The organism is Paenibacillus nuruki, from assembly GCF_001721045.1.
In the GTDB taxonomy this organism is placed as follows: Bacteria; Bacillota; Bacilli; order Paenibacillales; family Paenibacillaceae; genus Saccharibacillus; species Saccharibacillus nuruki.
In genome coordinates this window covers 84,732-105,853 of record NZ_MDER01000028.1, presented here as the reverse complement: position 1 = coordinate 105,853, position 21,122 = coordinate 84,732, and the positions used below count along the sequence as shown (strand labels likewise).

19 protein-coding genes and 1 pseudogene are annotated in these 21,122 nt (G+C 39.4%); 6 read left to right on the top strand and 14 right to left on the bottom strand.

What is annotated here, in order from left to right; all coding sequences use genetic code 11:
- Window positions 1-43: 43 nt before the first annotated feature.
- The 8 genes from PTI45_RS04200 to PTI45_RS04165 form a co-directional block, all read right to left on the bottom strand.
- Window positions 44-1,294, bottom strand: a complete 1,251-nt coding sequence (locus PTI45_RS04200; protein ID WP_175425116.1) for an S-layer homology domain-containing protein — start codon at window positions 1,292-1,294, stop codon at window positions 44-46.
- A gap of 265 nt (window positions 1,295-1,559) precedes the next feature.
- Window positions 1,560-4,229, bottom strand: a complete 2,670-nt coding sequence (clpB, locus tag PTI45_RS04195) for an ATP-dependent chaperone ClpB (protein ID WP_069326291.1) — start codon at window positions 4,227-4,229, stop codon at window positions 1,560-1,562.
- Window positions 4,230-4,242: 13 nt separating this feature from the next.
- Entirely contained in the window at window positions 4,243-5,157 is a 915-nt protein-coding gene (locus PTI45_RS04190; RefSeq protein WP_069326290.1) for a DnaJ C-terminal domain-containing protein, read from the bottom strand.
- Between the two features lie 172 nt (window positions 5,158-5,329).
- Complete coding sequence (locus PTI45_RS04185; RefSeq protein ID WP_069326289.1) at window positions 5,330-5,821, bottom strand: Hsp20/alpha crystallin family protein; 492 nt, start codon at window positions 5,819-5,821, stop codon at window positions 5,330-5,332.
- A gap of 289 nt (window positions 5,822-6,110) precedes the next feature.
- Complete coding sequence (locus PTI45_RS04180) at window positions 6,111-7,067, bottom strand: acetylxylan esterase (RefSeq protein ID WP_069326288.1); 957 nt, start codon at window positions 7,065-7,067, stop codon at window positions 6,111-6,113.
- 33 nt (window positions 7,068-7,100) lie between these two features.
- Window positions 7,101-7,325, bottom strand: a complete 225-nt coding sequence (locus PTI45_RS04175; protein WP_069326287.1) for a hypothetical protein — start codon at window positions 7,323-7,325, stop codon at window positions 7,101-7,103.
- A gap of 73 nt (window positions 7,326-7,398) precedes the next feature.
- Window positions 7,399-7,959, bottom strand: a complete 561-nt coding sequence (locus PTI45_RS04170; RefSeq protein WP_069326286.1) for a pyridoxamine 5'-phosphate oxidase family protein — start codon at window positions 7,957-7,959, stop codon at window positions 7,399-7,401.
- A 64-nt stretch (window positions 7,960-8,023) separates the two neighbouring features.
- On the bottom strand, window positions 8,024-8,467 hold the full coding sequence (locus PTI45_RS04165) for a GNAT family N-acetyltransferase (RefSeq protein ID WP_069326285.1): 444 nt from the start codon (window positions 8,465-8,467) through the stop codon (window positions 8,024-8,026).
- A 274-nt stretch (window positions 8,468-8,741) separates the two neighbouring features.
- Here PTI45_RS04165 and PTI45_RS04160 point away from each other — a divergent pair, with 274 nt between their 5' ends.
- Window positions 8,742-10,457: a glycoside hydrolase family 13 protein gene (locus tag PTI45_RS04160; protein WP_069326284.1), complete on the top strand. Its 1,716-nt coding sequence runs from the start codon at window positions 8,742-8,744 to the stop codon at window positions 10,455-10,457.
- A gap of 108 nt (window positions 10,458-10,565) precedes the next feature.
- On the opposite strand, the pseudogene PTI45_RS04155 reads toward PTI45_RS04160, so the two are convergent.
- Both PTI45_RS04155 and PTI45_RS04150 read right to left on the bottom strand, forming a co-directional pair.
- A pseudogene (locus PTI45_RS04155) lies at window positions 10,566-10,979 on the bottom strand (GNAT family N-acetyltransferase); the annotation flags it as partial.
- Between the two features lie 30 nt (window positions 10,980-11,009).
- Window positions 11,010-11,357 carry a hypothetical protein gene (locus PTI45_RS04150; RefSeq protein WP_069326282.1) on the bottom strand — a complete coding sequence of 116 codons (348 nt, stop codon included), beginning with the start codon at window positions 11,355-11,357 and terminating at the stop codon, window positions 11,010-11,012.
- Between the two features lie 128 nt (window positions 11,358-11,485).
- Between PTI45_RS04150 and PTI45_RS04145 the strand changes: the two genes are divergently transcribed.
- The 3 genes from PTI45_RS04145 to PTI45_RS04135 all read left to right on the top strand — a co-directional run bounded on the left by PTI45_RS04145 (window position 11,486) and on the right by PTI45_RS04135 (window position 15,031).
- A complete protein-coding gene (locus PTI45_RS04145; protein WP_139129210.1) occupies window positions 11,486-12,694 on the top strand; it encodes a cytochrome P450 in 1,209 nt (402 codons plus the stop codon).
- A gap of 177 nt (window positions 12,695-12,871) precedes the next feature.
- Window positions 12,872-13,843 carry a nuclear transport factor 2 family protein gene (locus tag PTI45_RS04140; protein ID WP_069326280.1) on the top strand — a complete coding sequence of 324 codons (972 nt, stop codon included), beginning with the start codon at window positions 12,872-12,874 and terminating at the stop codon, window positions 13,841-13,843.
- Window positions 13,844-14,083: 240 nt separating this feature from the next.
- Entirely contained in the window at window positions 14,084-15,031 is a 948-nt protein-coding gene (locus tag PTI45_RS04135) for an AEC family transporter (RefSeq protein ID WP_069326279.1), read from the top strand.
- A 33-nt stretch (window positions 15,032-15,064) separates the two neighbouring features.
- Here PTI45_RS04135 and PTI45_RS04130 read toward each other — a convergent pair whose 3' ends face one another.
- Window positions 15,065-15,682 carry an NUDIX hydrolase gene (locus PTI45_RS04130; protein ID WP_069326278.1) on the bottom strand — a complete coding sequence of 206 codons (618 nt, stop codon included), beginning with the start codon at window positions 15,680-15,682 and terminating at the stop codon, window positions 15,065-15,067.
- 38 nt (window positions 15,683-15,720) lie between these two features.
- Window positions 15,721-16,320 carry a histidine phosphatase family protein gene (locus PTI45_RS04125; RefSeq protein ID WP_069326277.1) on the bottom strand — a complete coding sequence of 200 codons (600 nt, stop codon included), beginning with the start codon at window positions 16,318-16,320 and terminating at the stop codon, window positions 15,721-15,723.
- 222 nt (window positions 16,321-16,542) lie between these two features.
- On the opposite strand from PTI45_RS04125, the gene asd reads away from it, so the two are divergent.
- The gene (gene asd, locus PTI45_RS04120; RefSeq protein WP_069326276.1) at window positions 16,543-17,388 is read left to right on the top strand and encodes an archaetidylserine decarboxylase; all 846 of its coding nucleotides are present in this window, start codon (window positions 16,543-16,545) and stop codon (window positions 17,386-17,388) included.
- A gap of 448 nt (window positions 17,389-17,836) precedes the next feature.
- Here the strand turns inward: asd and PTI45_RS04115 are convergent, their stop codons facing one another.
- On the bottom strand, window positions 17,837-18,622 hold the full coding sequence (locus PTI45_RS04115) for a helix-turn-helix domain-containing protein (protein ID WP_069326275.1): 786 nt from the start codon (window positions 18,620-18,622) through the stop codon (window positions 17,837-17,839).
- 129 nt (window positions 18,623-18,751) lie between these two features.
- Window positions 18,752-20,287 carry a MocR-like pyridoxine biosynthesis transcription factor PdxR gene (pdxR, locus tag PTI45_RS04110; protein WP_069326274.1) on the bottom strand — a complete coding sequence of 512 codons (1,536 nt, stop codon included), beginning with the start codon at window positions 20,285-20,287 and terminating at the stop codon, window positions 18,752-18,754.
- Window positions 20,288-20,401: 114 nt separating this feature from the next.
- Here pdxR and PTI45_RS04105 point away from each other — a divergent pair, with 114 nt between their 5' ends.
- Window positions 20,402-21,019 (top strand): pyridoxamine 5'-phosphate oxidase family protein, encoded by a 618-nt coding sequence (locus tag PTI45_RS04105; protein WP_069326273.1) that lies wholly within the window; start codon window positions 20,402-20,404, stop codon window positions 21,017-21,019.
- The last annotated feature ends 103 nt before the right edge of the window (window positions 21,020-21,122 follow it).

The window sequence follows — 21,122 nt, the reverse complement described above, 5'->3', positions numbered from 1 at the left end:
AATAATTTTTTTTGTTTCTTGATACAGTTATTTTCACCATCACTTAATTTTTATTAGTAAATGTGACATATTTTTTCTTGTCTGCGCTAGCATATTGATTACTATTTGTTGATTCTAAAAAAGATTGATTCCAAAATTTAACTTTAACACCTTTTTTAATTAACTTGGAAGAATCTGTAGGTATTGTAGAAATTCCATTTTTAGAAGCATACTCAAGATTATTAATACGATGAAATCTTAAAAATGCGTTGTCCCAACCATTGTTATACATTTGAAGATTACTTATTGCAGGATTCAAATTTGAAGTAAAAGATAATTCAGTAAATGTTAAGAATACATCCTTTTCAAAATCAGTTCTTTGTTTTTCAGAATCAATAAATAAATTAGAATATACACTTTTTAATTTATTCTCTCTTGCATCAATTACTATAAAATGATGTAACTGTACTAATCCAGATTTATTAGTAAGAGTGATATCAGTATTCATAATATTAGATATATTGCCATTTACATATTTATAATTCGAGATCGTCAACAAATTAGTCCCTGTTGTTCCTACTTCTCTCATTTCATTCAGATCAGCATACTTACTGGCTTCTTGACCTTCAACATCGATATATCTTAATAAAATAGCAGCAACTTCTGCACGGGTTGTCGGTTCTTCGGGTCGTAATGAACCGTCTGCAAATCCGCCTACAATCCCTGTACCTCTAACAAGAGCAAGATAAGGAATTTGAGCTTTAGCAATTTTACCTTTTGTCGCTTCTGGTGTAGGCAATAATGTATTTTGAGTATCTTCAAAGGCTTGCTTAAAGCTGATATTGGACTGCACCAATCCATTACTCATCCATTTCATCATTTCTAAGCGCGTTAACTCTGTATTAGGCTTGAATCCATTCGAATAATCACTGTTATTAATAAAACCAAGTGCTGATAATCTAGTGACTGCATTTTCTGCCCAGTGTCCTTTCATGTCTTTGAAGGATGAACCACCCGTTCCGCTTCCAAGCTTGGTTGCTCTTGTTAACAGTGAAGCATATTCAGCCCGTGTTACTTTGGCATTAGGACGAAAAGTACCATCTTGATAACCTTGAACAAGTCCCATAGCATACGCTTTGGCAATTGTAGCTTCTGCCCAGTGTCCTTTGACATCTTTAAAATTCCCTGAGGAGCTGGCTGCATAAGCCACAGAATGGGGTTGGGATGCTGTAGACGAATGTAACAGCGGCTCTGAATAAGTGATGCCTGCACAAACGATAGATGTTGCCAAAACAGATACTATTAATTTTTTCATATAAGTTATTCCTCTATTCATCAATTTTTAGGTATTTAAACCTAATTTATGTACCACAAGCATCATTATATGGGATAAATAGGATTCTTCCAAGTACTTATTTAGTTAGCAAATAATCAGCTATACCAAGAATTAAACACAAAAAAGCGGACTACTCCCTTGAATAAGGAATAATCCGCGTGCTTCGCGATATTATAGGTATTAAGACATAGTTTTCTTTTGGCAAGAATATCATATCTATTCTCACCTGTAAATAACTTTATGATTATCCGATTGATACCGCAGCAGAATCGCCTTCTATCGGTTGGTCTTCAGGTGATCCAGATGCTGGCTGAATTACAATCTGCAATTCGTTATCCACCACACTCACTACAACAGTCGATCCTTCTGACGCTTCACCAGCAATCATTGCACGAGCAACTTTGGTTTCTAACGCTCGCTGAATAAATCGTTTGAGGGGTCTTGCACCATATGCAGGATCAAAACCTTGTTCAGCGATTAGATTCACGGCTTCATCGGTCAATTGCAGTGTAATCTGACGATCATTCAGGCGTGCTTGCAAATGCTCGACTAATTTACGAACAATCTGTCCAATTTCATTTAAGCTTAATGGTTTGAACAACACAATATCATCGACACGATTTAGAAATTCAGGGCGGAAATGATGACCGAGTTCACGCATCACATGTCCACGTACCGTCTCGCTCCACTCTCCATTTGTATCTAATCCACTAACCAGATGAGCAGAACCAATATTAGAAGTCATAATAACGATCGTATTTTTAAAATCCACCACTCGTCCTTGCGAATCCGTTAATCGTCCATCGTCTAGTAATTGCAATAAAATATTGAATACATCTGGATGAGCTTTCTCCACTTCATCCAACAGCAATACTGAGTACGGTTGACGGCGTACAGCTTCTGTTAACTGACCACCTTCTTCATAACCGACATATCCTGGTGGTGCGCCGACCAGACGAGAAACACTGTGTTTCTCCATATATTCTGACATGTCAATTCGAATCATACCGTCTTCACGATCAAATAAAGAAGCAGCGATCGATTTAGCAAGTTCAGTTTTCCCTACTCCTGTCGGTCCAAGGAATAAAAAAGAACCTATTGGACGATTAGGATCTTTAATCCCTGCGCGCGAACGAATAACAGCATCAGCAACCAATTGTACAGCTTCATCTTGACCGACTACACGCTCATGCAGACTATCTTCTAACCGCAGTAACTTATCTCGCTCTCCTTCAACCAGACGACTCACTGGAATACCCGTCCAGCGAGAAACGATATCTGAAATTTCTTCTTCAGTAACAGCTTCACGTAATAAACGATTGTCTTGATCTTGATAAGCTTCTTCTTCGGCTTGTTTCAATTGACGTTCCAGATCTGGAATAATTCCATAACTGAGTTCAGCTGATTTGTTCAAATCATATTCTTCTTGTGCTTCTAATAGATCATTGCGTGCTTGCTCTAAATTCTTTTTGAGATCCCGTACGATTTGAATCGCTGACTTTTCTTTTTCCCAACGTGCTGTCATTTCTAATTGTTTTTCTTTAAGATCTGCAAGTTCACGTTGTAAATGTTCTAATCGACGTTGACTGGCATCATCGGTTTCTTTAGTCAGTGCTGCTTCTTCGATCTCAATCTGCATAATACGACGTGTCACTTCATCCATTTCACTTGGCATCGAATCGATCTCTGTACGAATCATCGCACACGCTTCATCAATCAGATCAATCGCTTTATCTGGTAAAAAACGATCTGAAATATAACGATCTGATAACACACCCGCCGCTACAATCGCACTATCATGAATTTTAACACCATGATGTACTTCAAATCGTTCTTTTAAGCCACGTAAAATAGAGATCGTATCTTCAACATTGGGCTCATGTACAAGTACCTGTTGGAAACGACGCTCCAAAGCTGGATCTTTCTCGATATAATTGCGATATTCATCCAGTGTGGTTGCACCAATACAATGAAGTTCTCCACGTGCCAACATCGGTTTGAGCATATTACCTGCATCCATGGAGCCTTCTGTTTTCCCTGCTCCAACAATCGTATGCAATTCATCAATAAATAAGATAATCCGTCCATCACTTTCACGAATTTCTTTGAGTACTGCTTGTAGACGTTCTTCAAATTCACCCCGATACTTTGCACCAGCAACGAGTGCGCTCATATCTAATGAAAAGATCGTTTTGTCTTTCAGCCCTTCCGGTACATCTTTACGAACAATTCGGTGAGCTAGACCTTCTACGATGGCTGTTTTACCGACACCTGGTTCACCGATTAATACCGGATTATTTTTGGTTTTACGCGATAAAATACGAATCACACGGCGAATCTCTGCATCTCGTCCGATCACTGGATCGACTTTGCCACTACGCACTTCTGCCACAAGATCACGACCGTATTTTTGCAATACTTCATAAGTGGCTTCCGGTTCACGACTGGTTACCCGTTGATGACCTCGTATCTCAGCCAATGCCGCTAATAAAGGATCACGTGTTAATCCTTGTTGTTCTAGCATTTTGCGTATATCTTGATTCTCACGATCATGTCCCGATACGATAGCCAGTACAGCATGTTCTACCGCTACAAATTCATCTTGCATCTTATTGGCTTCGTGCTCGGCTTGATCTAACACAGATAATAAAGCAGGTGATGCAAAACGACGTACTGCCCCAGAAGACCCGCTGATGGTTGGTTTGCGACGCAATAATTCGTTATTCAGTCTGGTTACTTCTGACAATGAAATATTCATTTTTTGCAATAATCGAGGTAATAAACCTTCTGATTGTTCTAGTAATGCTTTTAACAGATGAGTCGTATCAATCTCTTGATGCCCCATCGTTGAAGCAATGGATTGTGAAGAAGCGACAGCTTCTTGAAGCTTTTGAGTCAGCTTATTATAATCCATTGTTAACTCCTCCTTAGTTATTTTTGATTTGAGGTTGGAACGGGTTAAATTCTGCTAATTGACGATAAAGCTTACGTTCTTGCTCGTCGATATCATTAATTTCAGGAATAATCATTTCAATACGGATGAGTACATCACCATAGTTATGTTTATCTTTGCTTAATCCTTTGCCTGATAGTCGCAAGGTGTGACCAGTCTGTGTGCCAGCAGGTATTTTAAGGCGAACTGTCGATTGATCAGGTAAACGTACAGGTATATCTCCACCGAAAATCGCTTGCCATGGTGCTATTTGAGCCACTGCAACAAGGTTACTTTTTTCTATCGTATACATGGAATGATGTACAATATGGAAACTAATCAATAATTCTTCGTTCGGATCAAGTCCATTGCTACCATTGCCACGGATTTTTAAAGTACTATTATTTTTGATACGGACAGGCAGTTTAAGTTGAATCGACTTCCCACTAACCCGTACAGAGATACGATCTCCCCGGTAGGCTTGTTCTAATGTAATATCTAGATTGGCACGCAACGTTTGAGTGATATTTCCCATACCCATCCCTTGACCACCGGTACGACTATTGAAAAACATATCGAATAGGTCTTCATCAGGAAAACCTGCATTATCAAAACTATCAAAATTGTAAGCTCGACCTGCGTTATTTTCACGGGTTGAATATGCGGTATTCGCTCTTGTACGACGAGCAGGATTTTCTTGAGCATATAGTTGTTGATCATATTGTTCTTTTTTAGAAGTATGACTTAACGTTTCATAAGCTTCTGCAATTTCTTTAAATTTACTTTCCGCTTCTGTTGCTTTATTAACATCAGGATGCCATTTCTTAGCCAATTGTTGATATGCTTTTTTAACCTCTTTGGATGAAGCTTCGCGATTAACCCCTAGAATCTTATAGTAATCTTTGACCATAGGTTCTCCCCCTTTCCTGTAGCTCTAATCTTTCTATTTATTAACGTACTTTACAGGAAAATAAGCGGAATGGCTTCTTTTTACTTAAAAAAGGTGCATCATAGCTGTTTAATCTACAATGCACCTCTGGATATACAATTATTTTACAGCTAACCTGCGAATGATGCGACCTTTATTCAGAAGACGTTTGCTGTCCGTCTTCAAGTCGAGCTGTAGAGGAACTTCCATCATCAATCTGAATTCGTCGTCCTTCAGAGCGCTGTTTTTTCGGAATAGTTAGTAACAATATCCCATCTTTCAGAGTGGCTTGGATCTGATCTTCTTCAATATCTTGTACATAAAATCTCCGGACATATTCTCCATAACGACGTTCTTTACGCACCATACGTTGATCTGTATTTTCTTCTTGGCGTTCTTGTTGCTGAACAGCTTTGATCGTCAGATAAGGAGCTGCATAATCAATGTCGATATTCTCTTTTTGCAAACCAGGCAATTCGGCTTCAACTAGATACGCTTTTTCATTTTCTCGAATATCCGTACGGAAGGACAAGGTCGATCCTTTAAACGGAGTTAACAAATCATCTTCAAATACATCTTGAAAAGATTTCATCCATTGACTCAACATATCCTCACGACGTTTACCAAAAGGAACTAAATCAAACATATACAATCTCCTCCTTAAATGATTTTTAACTGCTTTTGATGTGTTTGACTTTATTTGACCTTATGTCTTTATTATAGTTATGACCTTGGATTTGATCAAAATTGATTATAGACAAAATAAGTTCATTTAGATCGATTTTCAGGTCTTTTTTATATTAAAATTCTTGTTTTCAACTTCTTTTAGCGATTTTGACCTATTTTGACCTTTTATTTAAAAAGAAATAATTTTCAGCAAAAAAAGACTGTTTCTTATCTATCTCGAAACAGTCTTTTAGCAATATATCTATACTTTATCCGAAATGTTTCTGCACAAATTCCATCGTTTTACGTTGATGATATGGACTTACCATATGCCCATCAAACGGATACAAGCACATTTCTTTTTCCGAATGAATCCGGTTATAGACAGCATAGACCGTTTCAGGCATACAGACCGTATCTTTAAGACCACATGAGATCAAGATAGGCACCTGAATACGATCAGCTAGATTAATCATATCAAAATAACTCAACGTCTCTAACACTTGATCCAAATACTCAGGATAACGACTTACCAATTGAGCAGCTTCACGTAGTGAACTTTCTGAATTTAAGATCCCAAAGTCCATATGACTCATATTCGGAATATTAGCGACAGCAATCACTGGAATATCACTAAGTGCAGACGTGATCAGTGCCAGTCCGCCACCTTGACTACTTCCATACACAGCAATCTTGGTATGATCTACATCGGCTTGCTGAGACACCCATTCTATCGCTTTAAGTGCATCCACCGTAATCGCTCGATAATAGAAGTGATCTTTGTCCAACAATCCTTGAGACAACCAACCACTACTCATCCCAAAATCAGAATTCAAATGATTGCCTGTATCTCCACCCTGACCGCGAATATCAATCGCGAATACCGCATAACCCATCGCTGTCCAGTGTGCATAATCTTCAGGATACCCTTTGTTCATCGTATACCCGTGGAACATAACGATACAAGGTATCGGTTGCCCTTTTTGATCGGCAGGACGTACATAAATGCCATGTAAAGGCGTATCGTCAAACCCTTCATAGATCACTTGATACGATTCAATAGCTTTCATCGGTGTCACTTGCTTCGTTTGCTGTGCATGTAAAGGTTTATCTTTAAATTGCTGTAATGTGTATAGCCAAAAATCAGCTAAATCAGATTGTGCTGTGTGCATCGGGGCATATTGTTCCAATTCACGGACTCGTCTCGCAATCGCATGATTTTTCATCATAATGACTCCTTTGTAGGTCTAAACTTTCATTTATTCGTTAAGCTTTACAATCCATCCTGTAATCAAGCGGAAAAAGAAACTAAAAATAGCCGCTGGAATCAGTGCAGTTACAAGTGTAATCAATACACCTAGAAAAGTAACACCATCTGGATTATTTTTCACTTCTAATACAGTCAACAAAATCGCCATAATCACATACCATGTAATAAAATCAGATATTCTAAAATTATTTTTGATCGTATTGATCAATTTCATGCTCATCCCTCTTCATCTGCATATATAATCCATCATTTGAATGCTATCAATAATACAGGTGAAATACAACAATTTACCGCATATCAGCAAACTTTTTACCGATCGGGGTTGTGATGCCATCGATTGTGGTTGAGTTTTTCTGCTTGCGATATTGTTCCAATTGTTCTTCGCCTTTATTGCCTGCCCAATCTATTAATGTATTTCGTTCACCTTCATACGTATAGAAAGGAATACTATACCCGCAAGAAGTCTGCACCCGGTGAATATTCGATACAATAATCTGTCGATATCCGGGATGTAGATCAAATAGTGAGGCATATTGCTCCCATGCAGGATCATCAGGTAAAATAACTTGTCCATCTCCATACAAGCGCAAAATCTGGGGCTTACCTTCTAAAGCGATAAACATATACGTCATTCGATTGTTATCTTGCAAATGTGCACTGGTCTCATTACCACTACCTGTTAGATCAAGATAAGCGACCTGATTAGGAGATAACATGCGAAATGAATCGTAACCTTTAGGCGAAATATTGACATGACCATCTACTCCAGCACTACCTACAAAAAACATCTTCTGTGCTTGAATAAAATTCGCATGCTCGGGAGAGATCGAATCAAATGCTTTAGCCATCATGAACATCCTCTCTATACATAGATGTGATTATTCTGATATAGACATATTATACTCTACTGACTTATAGTTTTTTGACAAACCCTGTGGATAACCCTGCAAAGCCCAATTTACGATAAAATTCATGTGCTCCTGTACGTTCATCACGATTACCACTATTTAGAGCTATCGCTTGAGCACCGACACTGCCTGCCCAACCTTCTGCCGCTTGTACTAAAGAATGTCCAATTCCTGCTCCGCGGTATTGCTCATTCACGACTAATGAACCGATACGTACATGTACACCATCTCGTTCAAATCGAAGTTCACGGATTAATCCAATCATCCCAACCACTTGCTCATCCACTTCAGCAACAAAGATTTGATAATCTTCATGTTGCTCTAAAGCATCCATTCTTATTTTAAAAACTTCTTCTGTCGTCGGATAACCTAATTGCTCCATCAATCCTACTAATGGCGTGATATCTTGCTGATGTGCTTCACGAATAACAACCGTATGATTATTCATTATGACAAACTCCTTTAGATAAATATGTATTTGTTAGCAGTTTAGCAGATACGATGAATGACCACAATAAATACACATTTCAGGTAAGAATGCGATAAGAATACTTATTTTCGTTTTCGTAAGTAGGTAAATTGGATAAAAGTAAAGTAGAGATATAGCGTACATCGTAGCGCTTAGAACGTTAAGCCCCTATTTTATACCTACAACTACACAAAATGGTGGAAAACACTTTTAACAACGAACATATAATCAGCTTGCAGATGGAGGAACAACGATGATACGCAAATGGTGGAAAGAAAATGCTATTTATCAGATTTATCCAAGAAGTTTCAAAGATTCTAACGGTGATGGTATCGGTGATTTTCAAGGAATTATTTCCAAGCTAGATTATCTGCAAGAGTTAGGGATCGGTGCGATCTGGTTATGCCCGATCTATGAATCTCCTAATTTTGATAACGGATACGATATCAGCGATTTTCAAGCGATTATGAAAGATTTTGGAACGATGCAAGATTTCGACGAATTTATGCGAGAAGCTCATGAACGTGGAATCAAAGTCGTGCTGGATATGGTGCTGAATCATACATCCGATAAGCATGATTGGTTTGTAGAATCACGTTCTTCTATCGATAATCCGAAGCGCGATTATTATATCTGGCGCAAAGGGAAAAATGGCGGTTATCCGAATAACTGGGAATCTTACTTTAGTGGATCGGTCTGGGAATATGATCAGGAAACTGAAGAATATTATATGCATCTCTATGCTCGTCAACAACCCGATCTTAATTGGGAAAATAAAGAAGTCGTCAACGAACTTCATGATATGATCCGCTGGTGGATGGACAAAGGGGTCGATGGATTCCGCTTGGATGCGATTGCTCATATTGTCAAAGCTGTCGGTCTCCCTGACGCAGATAATCCGCAAAACTTACCAGTAGTACAAGCTTTTCAATTTTTCTCTAATCTCGAAAAAGTACACACCCTACTCAAAGACCTTAATCAACAGGTATTTGCAACTCGTGATCTAATGACTGTCGGCGAAACATCCGGTCTTGGCCCTGAACAAGCATTAGAATATGTAGGTAATGAACGTCATGAACTGGATATGGTATTCCAATTTGAGCATATGCATCTGGATTGTGTGGGTACAGGAAGTTCCAAATGGGTTGGACGAAGCTGGAACTTACTCGATATCAAAAAGATTATGAGTCACTGGCAGACCGTTCTTCATGGCAAAGGCTGGAATGCCAACTATTTCTCTAATCATGATCAACCCAGACATCTATCCCGATTCGGAAATACAGGCGAATATCGTAAACAATCTGCCAAAATGCTAGCCACTCTTATCCATTTACTGCAAGGAACGCCTTATATTTATCAAGGTGAAGAGATTGGGATGACGAATGCTAGCTTTGAACATATCGAAGATTATCGTGATGTAGAGACGATCAATTACTACAATATTTCGTTAAAAGAAGGCAAAACCGAAAAAGAAATTCTTCAAAATCTAGCTAGACGTAGTCGTGATAATGCTCGTACGCCTATGCAGTGGGACAACACGACCCATGCGGGTTTTACAGACGGTAATCCGTGGATTCAAGTGAATTCGAACTATACCGATATCAATGTTGAACAAGCATTGAATGATCCAGATTCGATCTTTTACTATTACAAAAACCTGATTGCTTTACGCAAAAAATATCCGGTCGTGATCTATGGTGATTATCGTCTACTATGCGCACTTCATCATCAAGTGTATTCATTTATACGCAGTTATGAAGGTACAGAATTAATGGTCATCATGAACTTCTTTGACGATGAACCGACATTCGAATTGTCTGAACGTATTAGTGATGAAGGTTGGGAATTGGTGTTGTCTAATTATGATGAGCATGAACATCATCATCTTCATTCGTTGCCATTACGTCCATATGAGACCAGAGTATATTACAAAGACACCCCATCTGTATTGCCGAAAGCGGCTCAATAAATCTTAACTGCTACACGATCTACTTTATCTTAGATCATGTTGGTTCAAATTTTTATATTCAAATATTATAAATAAACAAAGAGCGCCTTAGAAAATAGGCGCTCTTGTTTATTTCTCCAACAGTACACGATACCAATAACGATAGACTTCCTCAAATCCTAAACCTGCATATAACTGAATAGCCGCTTGATTATTTTCGCCCACTTGTAGATACGTATAACTTGCGCCTTGGGATTGAGCCCATTTCATTAAATGATATAACATCATTTTGGCGATACCTTGACGACGATACGCAGCGCCTGTAATCACATCATAGATACCCATATAATCATGATCTAGCACACCGATAACACAAGCTACAGGTTGATTTGCTTGATATACGGTCATGTATGCTTTGGGCAATGTATTTACACTCATCAACTTGGCGATAGAATGTCCCACACTGTCAGGCCATTCTCCAAGTGCACTTGCTTGCTTAATCCATTCTTCACTCCACTGCTCTTGAATTGTATAGGTCAGTTGCGATAATTTATCTGATCTGGACTCCTGGTACTACTTATATTCTTCCTCTATTCCTGCTAATGATCTGTACTGCACACGGGTCTCATCTTGAATCTGATAATTGTGTAGGTGCAACTGTTGATCTAACTCTGATGGTTGGGTAAAAGGAGTCATTTTGAAGACCACAGGTAATCCTGCCTTGTGATAATCCGCTTCACAACTCACAATCTGATCTTCTAGTGTTACATCGGGATCAATATCTTCTAAAGTGCTGACTGAATTGGAACGTTTACTATATCCATCTGACAAGCGCACATTCCATCCGCCTACTTTTTTACTATGCAGTGCAGGCCAAGTCTCTAAAGAACTTTGTTCGATCTTTTTCCATAATGAATGCATGATTGACACTTCCTTTAGATCTGTATATTCAACATAAAAAATTACAAAATTTGTATCTTAGTACAAGTACGTTTATAATAAAGAAAGAAATTAATATGTAAATAAATATATAAAGGTGGAGGAATATGATGAATCAAGCTACCAAGAAATATGCCAACTACATTCCTATTCGAGAACTAGCGGCGATAGAAAGCCAGCTTTCTCCCTTTAACGTTTATGATGAAATGAGAGAACAGACTCCTGTTCGTTATGATGAAAATCGCAAATGTTGGGATATTTTTCGCTATGAAGATGTACAATATGTACTTAAAAATCCGAAATTATTCTCGTCCCAACGTAACCGTGCCAATGAAAGTATGTTAACTACGGATCCACCCAAACACAAACAATTACGTGATCTAGTCAATCAAGCATTTACTCCACGGGCGATCGAAGCACTGGCACCACGGATTCAAGAGATTGCTGATGATCTGTTAGCCCCTCATTTAGCTACAGGACAGATTCAGATGGTACATGATCTAGCTACACCCCTACCTGTGATTGTGATCGCTGAATTGATCGGTGTGCCTTCATCGGATCGCGAACGATTTAAAGAGTGGTCTGATATTCAGGTTAAAGGTGCTAAAAATGATAGTGATGAAGCTTTTCAAGAGTTAATGGTTGAAAAGGCTAAAAATCATGAAGAATTGTCTTCGTACTTTATGAATATTATGGAGCAACGCCGTGTTCTACCAGAAGACGATTTGATATCGTTATTATTAGCCGCTGAAATTGATGGACAGAAATTAACCGATAAAGAAATCGTCGGTTTCTGTATTTTATTATTAGCAGCAGGTAATGAAACTACCACTAATCTGATTACCAATGCTGTCCGTATTCTAGCAGAACAACCTCAGTTGCAACAGCAATTGCGTGAACATCCTGAAATGATTCAGACCGCTGTAGAAGAAACTCTACGTTATTATCCACCAATTGTCGCTATTGGACGTGTTGCCAAAGAAACCGTTGAATTAGGTGGACAAACAATTCAAGCCGGTGATCAAGTCATCTCATGGGTCGGCTCAGCCAATCGAGATGAACAGAAATTTGCGAACGCAGATTCATTTATTCCTGATCGCAAACCAAATCAACATATGGGATTCGGATTCGGAATCCACTTCTGTCTCGGTGCTCCGCTTGCTCGCTTAGAAGGCAGAGTTGTACTTCAGACCTTATTAAGTCATATGGATCAGATTCAATTGGTTCCTAATACACCACTACAACCGATTCAAAGTGCTTTTGTATTTGGAGTCAAAGAGTATCCTGTCACATTCACACCTCTACACGTTAACGAATAGAAGTCATTATATACGAAGAGCCACTTCAACGTCTACCTGACACGAAGTGGCTCTTTTTGTTGTTTCTACAAGTATGTAAACGGTTTAAAGTAAAACTTGCACACTTGTAACTATATAAGTTACAATCATTTCATCCATACAGGATAGACAATGTTTTTATACAAAGGAGTGTTATTCATGATGAAGAAAACAAGTACGTTAGCGATCAGCTTTACGTTGGTATCTGCACTAGCAGTGACAGGAGTACATGCAAGTCCGCTTACAGGATCAAAAGATAATACATGCACTTCTTCTCCTACCCCAATGTCTTCCACCAGTGTTACAGTAGCTAGTGCGACAACAGCCAAGTCCACTGAAGCTCAACTGGCCAAAAACAAAAAGCTGGTACTCAACATGTACAAAGATGTTTTCAATGATCATGAATTGAACAAAACTAGCTTGTATATTGCTTCTAATTATAAGCAACATAATCCGTTAGCTGGTGACGGTCGCCAAGCTTTTGTGAAATTTTTTGGATCTTATTTGAAGCAGAATCCAAATTATAAATCCGAAGTCAAACGTATTATCGCTCAAAATGATCTAGTGGTTGTGCATAATCATGTAACAACAGGTGCAAAAGATCGTGGAAGTTCCGTAGTCGATATTTTCCGTATCAAAAACAATAAAATCGTCGAACACTGGGATGTTTTCCAACCGGTTCCTGAGAAATCAGCAAATACGAATACCATGTTCCCTGCTAAAGGCACACCGGTAGAAGTGACTCCTCTCAGTCCAAGTGAAGTCCAAGCCAATGCCAAAATGGTGCGAACTTTTTACGATGATCTATTCAACAAACATGATGTCTCTGTAATCAATAAATATGTTGCTGAAGATTATATTCAACATAATCCAAGTGTACCTACAGGCAGAGAACCTTTGAATCAATTCGCTTCTTTCTTGCAATCGAATAAAAGCAGCAGCAACAAAATTATTCGCGTGATTGCTGAAGGCGATATCGTTGTTCTGCATAGCTGGAGTCGTATGGATAAAAATGATCGTGGGTCTGCGGTTGTCGATATTTTCCGTGTAGCTAATGGTAAAATTGTAGAACACTGGGACACTGTTCAAGCCGTCCCTGAGAAATCAGCAAATAAAAACACAATGTTTTAAATCATTAGGTTAAAAAGCTAGGAACACGCAAAAGCCACTTCAACGTATTCTATGTGATGTAGAATAGCGAAGTGGCTTTTGCGTGTATACATATCAGTATATTTATCCTCACATCACTATAACCAATAAGTAAATTATCATTAATAGTTACAGCCTATAAACGAATAGGATATAGGTATTTGACGAACTATAGATTCAGACGTAAATTGATAACATCGTACTGGAAAGGATGAATATCATTTGATCATGAATCTGTTACACACGTTATACCAAGTTTTTTTACCGATTTCGCTACCTGTGATTGGTGGTATTCTACTCAAGCGCTTCCGCAATCTAGATAGCAAACCGATTGCTACGATGTCACTTTATGTATTGACGCCAGCGATTGTTTTTAATACGTTGCTACATGCAGATATTTCTTTAAATGATATCGGCACCACGATTAGTTTCTCTTTATTAAGCCTTGTATTGTTATGGGCAATTGCAATCGGTATGAGCCGTATCCTGCAATTAAATAAAGAAGAACAAGCAGGTCTAACCCTTATTTCTACATTTACGAATTGTGTGAATTATGGATTACCGTTGGTTTTGCTTGCTTTTGGACAATTGGGATTAGATAAAGCTTCTGTCTATGTTATCGGGCAAATGATTATTGTAAATACGGTAGGTGTGTTTTTTGCAGCTCGTTCTCAATTTTCCGTTAAGCAAGCAGGGTTGGCTATATTTCGTCTGCCTGCCATCTATGCCACACTGATTGCTGTGATCTTGAGAGTCACTGATATTGCGCTCCCTACTGCACTCGATTCAGGATTTGCGATGTTAGCTGCTGCCTATTCACCCGTCGCTCTTGTCGTGCTAGGTACACAAATGATCAGTGTAGGCTCTACAAGGGCTACAGTTACTGCTAACCAGACAACACAGTCTAGCAACAGAGCGTTCTGGGCAGGTCTAAGTATCCGTCTGCTGGTCGCTCCGTTGCTGTCATGGCTATTGTTAACATGGTTACAAGTAGAAGGGATATTATTTAGCGTCTTATTAATCTTGACCTCAATGCCAACAGCCGTTAATGCTGTTATTCTTGCAGGGCAATTCAATGCCGCACCTAAGCTTGTCTCACGTTGTATTCTCTGGACTACACTGGCTTCATTTATTCTAATGCCTGTATTGATTGTCTGGTTACAGTCCTAAGCTGATCCTGATGATGGATAGATTTTATGAGTATCAATCGCAAAATACGGTTTTGTGCGGACTCTTCATACAATCAAACATTTTCAACATTTGCTCTTCTGTATTACGTTCAACCGATAAAGGTGGCAATTCATGCGCAGCAAAAAAGCCTACATCGGATGTCTCGTCACCTACAGTTGCTTCTCCACCGACAATACGGCACAAAATAAAAAACTTATACACATGCCACGGAGAAGGTGGATGATTATGAAAATTTTTGTCAGCCACACCAAGCAGACGTACCGCTTCTACTTCAAAGCCAGACTCTTCTCTGGTTTCTTTCACAGCGATCTGCTTGGGCGACAATCCGATATCTCCCCATCCACCGGGTAATGCCCATGCACCGTCCTGCTTTTCACGTACCATTAGTATTTTATCCTTTTGAAAAACTACTGCACGTATATCCACTTTCGGTGTAGCATAACCAGTTTCACTTGCAAAAAGTTCTTGTACTTTTTCTACTTCTACATCGGTGTACTGATGCATAATCTCTACACTAAGTGCGCGTAACTGTTCAAACCGTTCAATATCATACATGTCTTTAGAATATTCTAACCCTGCTTGACTGATTGCTTGAATTTGTTTGGCCCACTCTAGCCACTTTAATTGCATGATTATGCTCTCCTTTGATCAGCCACACTCTGTCCCTTTTAGTCTAATGCTTCAGCTTCAGACGGCAACAAATGCTGAGTACAATTGTATAATTCACAGCTCCATACATGATCTTCATTACAGTGTACAACAGTCATCGACATATTTTCCAGTCCATGCCATTTCGGTTCGTCAGATAGAATCTGATTCAGCACATGATTAAGTAGCACACCATGACTTACAATTAGAATACGTTCATTGGGATATAAGCTTACCAGTTCTTCCAGACAGCTCACTCCACGTGCCGCTCCTGATTCTGGTGTTTCCAGTCCAAGATCCTGACTTTTCCAATCTTCTCCCCAGCGTGCGATCCGATCAGCTTGAGTTGTACCTTCGATCAATCCTCCATCTAATTCACGTAGACGAGGATCCGAGCTAATCTGCAAATCTCCACCTTCTGCAATCGCTTGAGCCGTCTGCTGTGCACGAATCAGATCACTTACATAAATCCGATCCCAAGATTCAGTTTTGATACGTTTGCCCAGTTGACGTGCTTGTTCCCAACCACCTTCATCCAGAGGAATATCTGAACTTCCCTGTGCTCTACCTTCTTTATTCCAAATGGTACTTCCGTGTCTTATTAATCCAAATGTAGTCATTCTTATTCCTCCATTCACGTACGTGTTCTATCTATTTTATCATTGTTAGGTGACGATTCGTAGGCTGATTTTAGATACGATACTGTCACATTTGATTCAAAGCATTGATTTCATGTGTTATATATGGCAATATAACGTAGCGCACTAAAGAGCTTTATTGTAAGATATTTTGCTTTGCATCTTTATCGTTTTCCCGAATGTAGAAAGGGGTTCAACTTGATTATGGCCAATACAGTGTTTCGCCTGATGACCGAGTTATCTTCACGCAAGTGGGTTTCGCGGCTTACAGGAAGCTTCGCTAAATCACGGGCCAGCCGGAAATTTATCCCGAAATTTATTCGGGCATATCATATTCCAGCGGAAGAAGCAGAAAAAAATATACAAGATTATAATAGCCTTAATGAATTTTTCACACGTCGACTTCGTCCGGGTATGCGTCCGATTGATGCCGATCCGATGTCGCTTGTGAGTCCGGTGGATGCTGTGATTACAGCAATGGGTCCACTTCAGCATAATGTTATTCCACAAGTGAAAGGCCAAGATTACTTACTGGAAGAACTACTTAATTATTCTCCACGTATGGAGTCATACAAAGACGGATATATGTTTGTGTTGTATTTAAGCCCAACCGATTACCATCGTATTCATTCACCGGTTACCGGTAGACAAACTGAATCAGAGCATATTCCGGGTAAAGTCTATCCTGTTAATGATAAAGGCATGACCTTTATGCGTTCTGTACTTAGTCGTAATGAACGATTAATTACGTATATGTCTCATGATTGTGGCGAAGTAGCTGTCGTCAAAGTAGGGGCATTAAATGTAAGTAGTATTCAATATGCTGATCCTGAACGCACCTCATGGCAAAAAGGTGATGAACTTGCTTATTTTGAATTTGGTTCTACCGTTGTGCTTCTGGTACAACAAGGAACATTTGTAGCTAATGAGCAGTTACAGATTGGCAGCAAAGTCAAAATGGGTGAGAGTCTAGGTACATTAGTGGATCTACAAGCAACTCGACCGTATCGCCGTGTTGCACCTGAAAGTATAGGATCTATCAAAGAATAGGAATAGAAAGACAGCCCTGCTTGAAAGAATACTTTCAAATAGGGCTGTCTTTCTGTTATGCGTCAACCAATAATGATTGAGTTATGCTATATATAGTAGCTTGCTGAATAGGCATTCAACAAGCTTCTTATGAGTTAAATGAACGGCTTAAGTATATGGTTTGCTTAAAACCATGATTCAGTTACAGTCGTCGATCCTTTAAATCGACGCAGCCGATTGCGAAAAATGTTTTTGCCTGCTGTAGATGAACCGCCTCTGTTACGAATCCGCTGTCTAAAACGCATTAGGTATATTCCTCCTTCCATTTACATTACGTTAACATGACAAGTATTACCCGTTGACAATTATTGTGAAACAAACTGTAATCACGAGTATACTCATATTAAATCAAGCATCATGTAAAATGCAAAGTTCGCAGAATATCCTGATACGCAGTAAATCGATAACTTTATCTAATTTCTGAGGGGCTTTTGCCTGTGTATTGCTTGAATTGACGGCTGAAAAAGAAAATATCACGATACCCCAGTGCATCGGCGACCTCAGTCACATTCATTCCAGTATAGACCAGTAAATGCTCTGCCCGCTCAATCCGCATCTTAATGATATACGATTGCACAGATACACCTATTAACTCTTTGAATTTGATCGAAAAATAGCGTGGCGACAAACCAGCCCGAGAAGCCAAATCTTCTACCCGGTGAGCTAGACTTGGATGCTGACGAATATAATTAGCGATCTCTTGCACTACTTCACTCAGTTGGTTACTGACTTTACGTTCAACGGGTTGACGCTGATCTTCACGCAGTAAATGAATCATTAATTGCTTCAGAATCAACTTCGCTTCTTCTTCTGCGGCAAAAGCTTGTTCAAGAAATAGTCTCACATACCGTACAAGCATATATTCAAAATCAATCCGTTCGTCTAATTTGCGATAACGTACAGGAATCATTTGTGCAGGTTCAGCAATATCGAAGTGAATATAGGTAAGGACTAGCGGCTTTTGCGGATTGTGTGTTGCTGTTGTCTCATCCCCGGGATAAAACAAAAAGCAACTTCCTTGACTGATTGGATAAGCCTCGCCGTTCAACATTAATTCTCCTTCGCCACTCCATACATAGAACAAGTCATAGTTCGGCATCGGTTTTTCTCTTTTGGGCCAGCGCCATTCCGGTTCGCAAAAGATTTTGGCAAACGCTGGTTTTAGTATAAATGAAGAAGGTGACAAATTCAGCATCACTCAACCCTCCTTGGTTTTAGATTTATTTTCAATTTGAATATAAGTTGATGATGAAATAGTTTGTATAGCTATGTTTTAGATAACTTTACTTTATATTGACCAAAAAGTCTGTAATCGTCAATCCTTCTATTGTAGACTTTCCCATGATTGCTGAAGACGCTTAACACCTTCCATGATCTGAGGCTCTGATAAATGAGCGAAAATAAAGCACGCCGATGGAGCGCTAGGCGTTAACTGATAATCAGCAGCATCGCGCCAGATCACACCGTATGTGCGAGCAATTGTCATCCATTGATTGTACCGGGTAGCATCGTGCTTCCATGTGGCATAGGCATGTAGACCACAATCGGTTTGTTGCCAATCAAATAGTTCATCCAATCGCTCTTCTTGAATAGATTGTTGAAAAACATCGTAACGGGAACGATATAATCGCGTCATACGGCGCAAATGACGTACATAATCACCACGGATCATAAATCGTGCCAGCGCTCTTTGTTCTAATCGAGCAGGTGGTAATGGATCATATAATCGCTTGGCAGCCGTTAAAGCTTCAGCAAGCACAGTTGGCAAGATCGCATAACCAAGACGAAGACTGCTGAACATGCTTTTGGAAAAGGAACCGACATAGATAACGCTATCTGTTTGATCCAATGCTTTAAGCGGTTCGATAGGACGACCTGACCAGCGAAATTCGCTATCATAATCATCTTCGATAATCCATGCACTATGGGTATTCGCCCACTCTAGTAGCTGTTGACGACGAGCCAATGGTAAAACAGCACCTGTAGGAAATTGGCGACCCGGCGTTACAAATAACAATCTAGCCTTCCAATCTTGTGGAATAACACCATGCTCATCTAGTGGAGCCGGCTGGATCACTCCTCCGCAAGCTATAATCGCACGCCGCATACCCGAATAACAAGGATCTTCCAGAATCACTTGATCATCTTCATTGATCAACAACTGGCACAACAATGTAATCACTTCCATCGAACCGCTACATAATACAACTTGTTCAGCAGTCGCTGTAATTCCTCTTGTTCTTCCTACATGATTGCAGATCGCTTCACGTAACCCGATATCTCCTTGCACAGTCGTAAGTGCTGAATCAGTAGTAGATTTTTGCAAATCTTTGCTAGCAGCAGACATGGCACTTTTCCAAGAAGTCTGCGAACTTCCTTCTAACATAATGTCTCCTGATTGAAAAGAAATCTGCTCTAGTGGCGGACGAGTGTTACTTATAGCAGAAGGAGTCTGGTCATCTCTCTGATCAGAATGATCTTTTCGAAACTGTATAATTTCTTGTTCCATTTGGATAATACGCTGTCCCCATACAGATAAAGAAGACAAAGGTGCTTTTTCATTTATGTAGGATGATGCTTCAATATGTACTTCTTTGCCAGATACAGTAGGCTGTTCAATTACAAATGTTCCTTTACCGACAGCAGATTGAACATACCCTTCAGCCAGTAACATATCATACGCTTCCGATACACTTCCACGCGATAATCCGTACATCGCAGCTAGATCACGAGTAGAAGGTAAACGTGTTCCACTGGCAAGCGAACCACCTAGAATTCCTTCCCGTAAGGCATGGTATAACGCTAGATATTTGTGCTGATACGTCTGAATAGCACGCTGATAAGCAATAGTAATATCCATAACGTTCTCCTTTATTGGACTACTTATTTTCATTCAAATTGGCTCTTTTGACTAATCCAATTGTAGCATATGCTGAAAATAAGATTTGGTCAACAGAGAGAAGGAGAGATACCGATGAGAAGAAAAGAATTTACGATAGAGGAAGAAGAAGAATTGGCGTTATTTTTGGAGGAAATGAGTTTTGGATTTCTGGGAATGAGTCATGAAGATGGGTTTCCACGTGTGACTCCACTTAATTTTGCTTATGGTAATGGTGTATTTTATATTCATGGTAGTCGTGCAGGCGAAAAAATGAAATTGCTTAAAAATGATACACGTGTGACGTTTTCAGTGGCGAAAGAGTATGCGTTAATCCCTTCTTACTTTACCGATGCTGAAATGGCATGTCCGGCTTCTGCCTTTTTCAAAAGTGTTACGGTACGTGGTCATGCAGAATTGATTACCGATCTGGAAGAAAAAGCAGATGCCTTTTCGATCTTTATGCACAAGCTTCAACCTGAAGGTGGCTATGATACGATTGATGCCAAAGATCCTCGTTATATTCCGCGGCTAAACGGGGTCGCTTTGATCAAAATTGTCCCGCAGGAGTGGACAGCCAAGTTCAAATTTGGTCAAAATGCTAAAGAAGAAGAACGTCAACATATTATGGATGGACTACAAAAACGAGGTCTGGATGATGATCTCACAACGATCGAAATGATGAAAAAATATTGCCCGCATCACCAAAGTTGAGACATATCGTCTTAAATCATTTAATATTCACATCATATTCACAACTAACCCATCAAATTTCACTTCCTACACGGTGACACTTCCGCGCGAAAAATGATATACT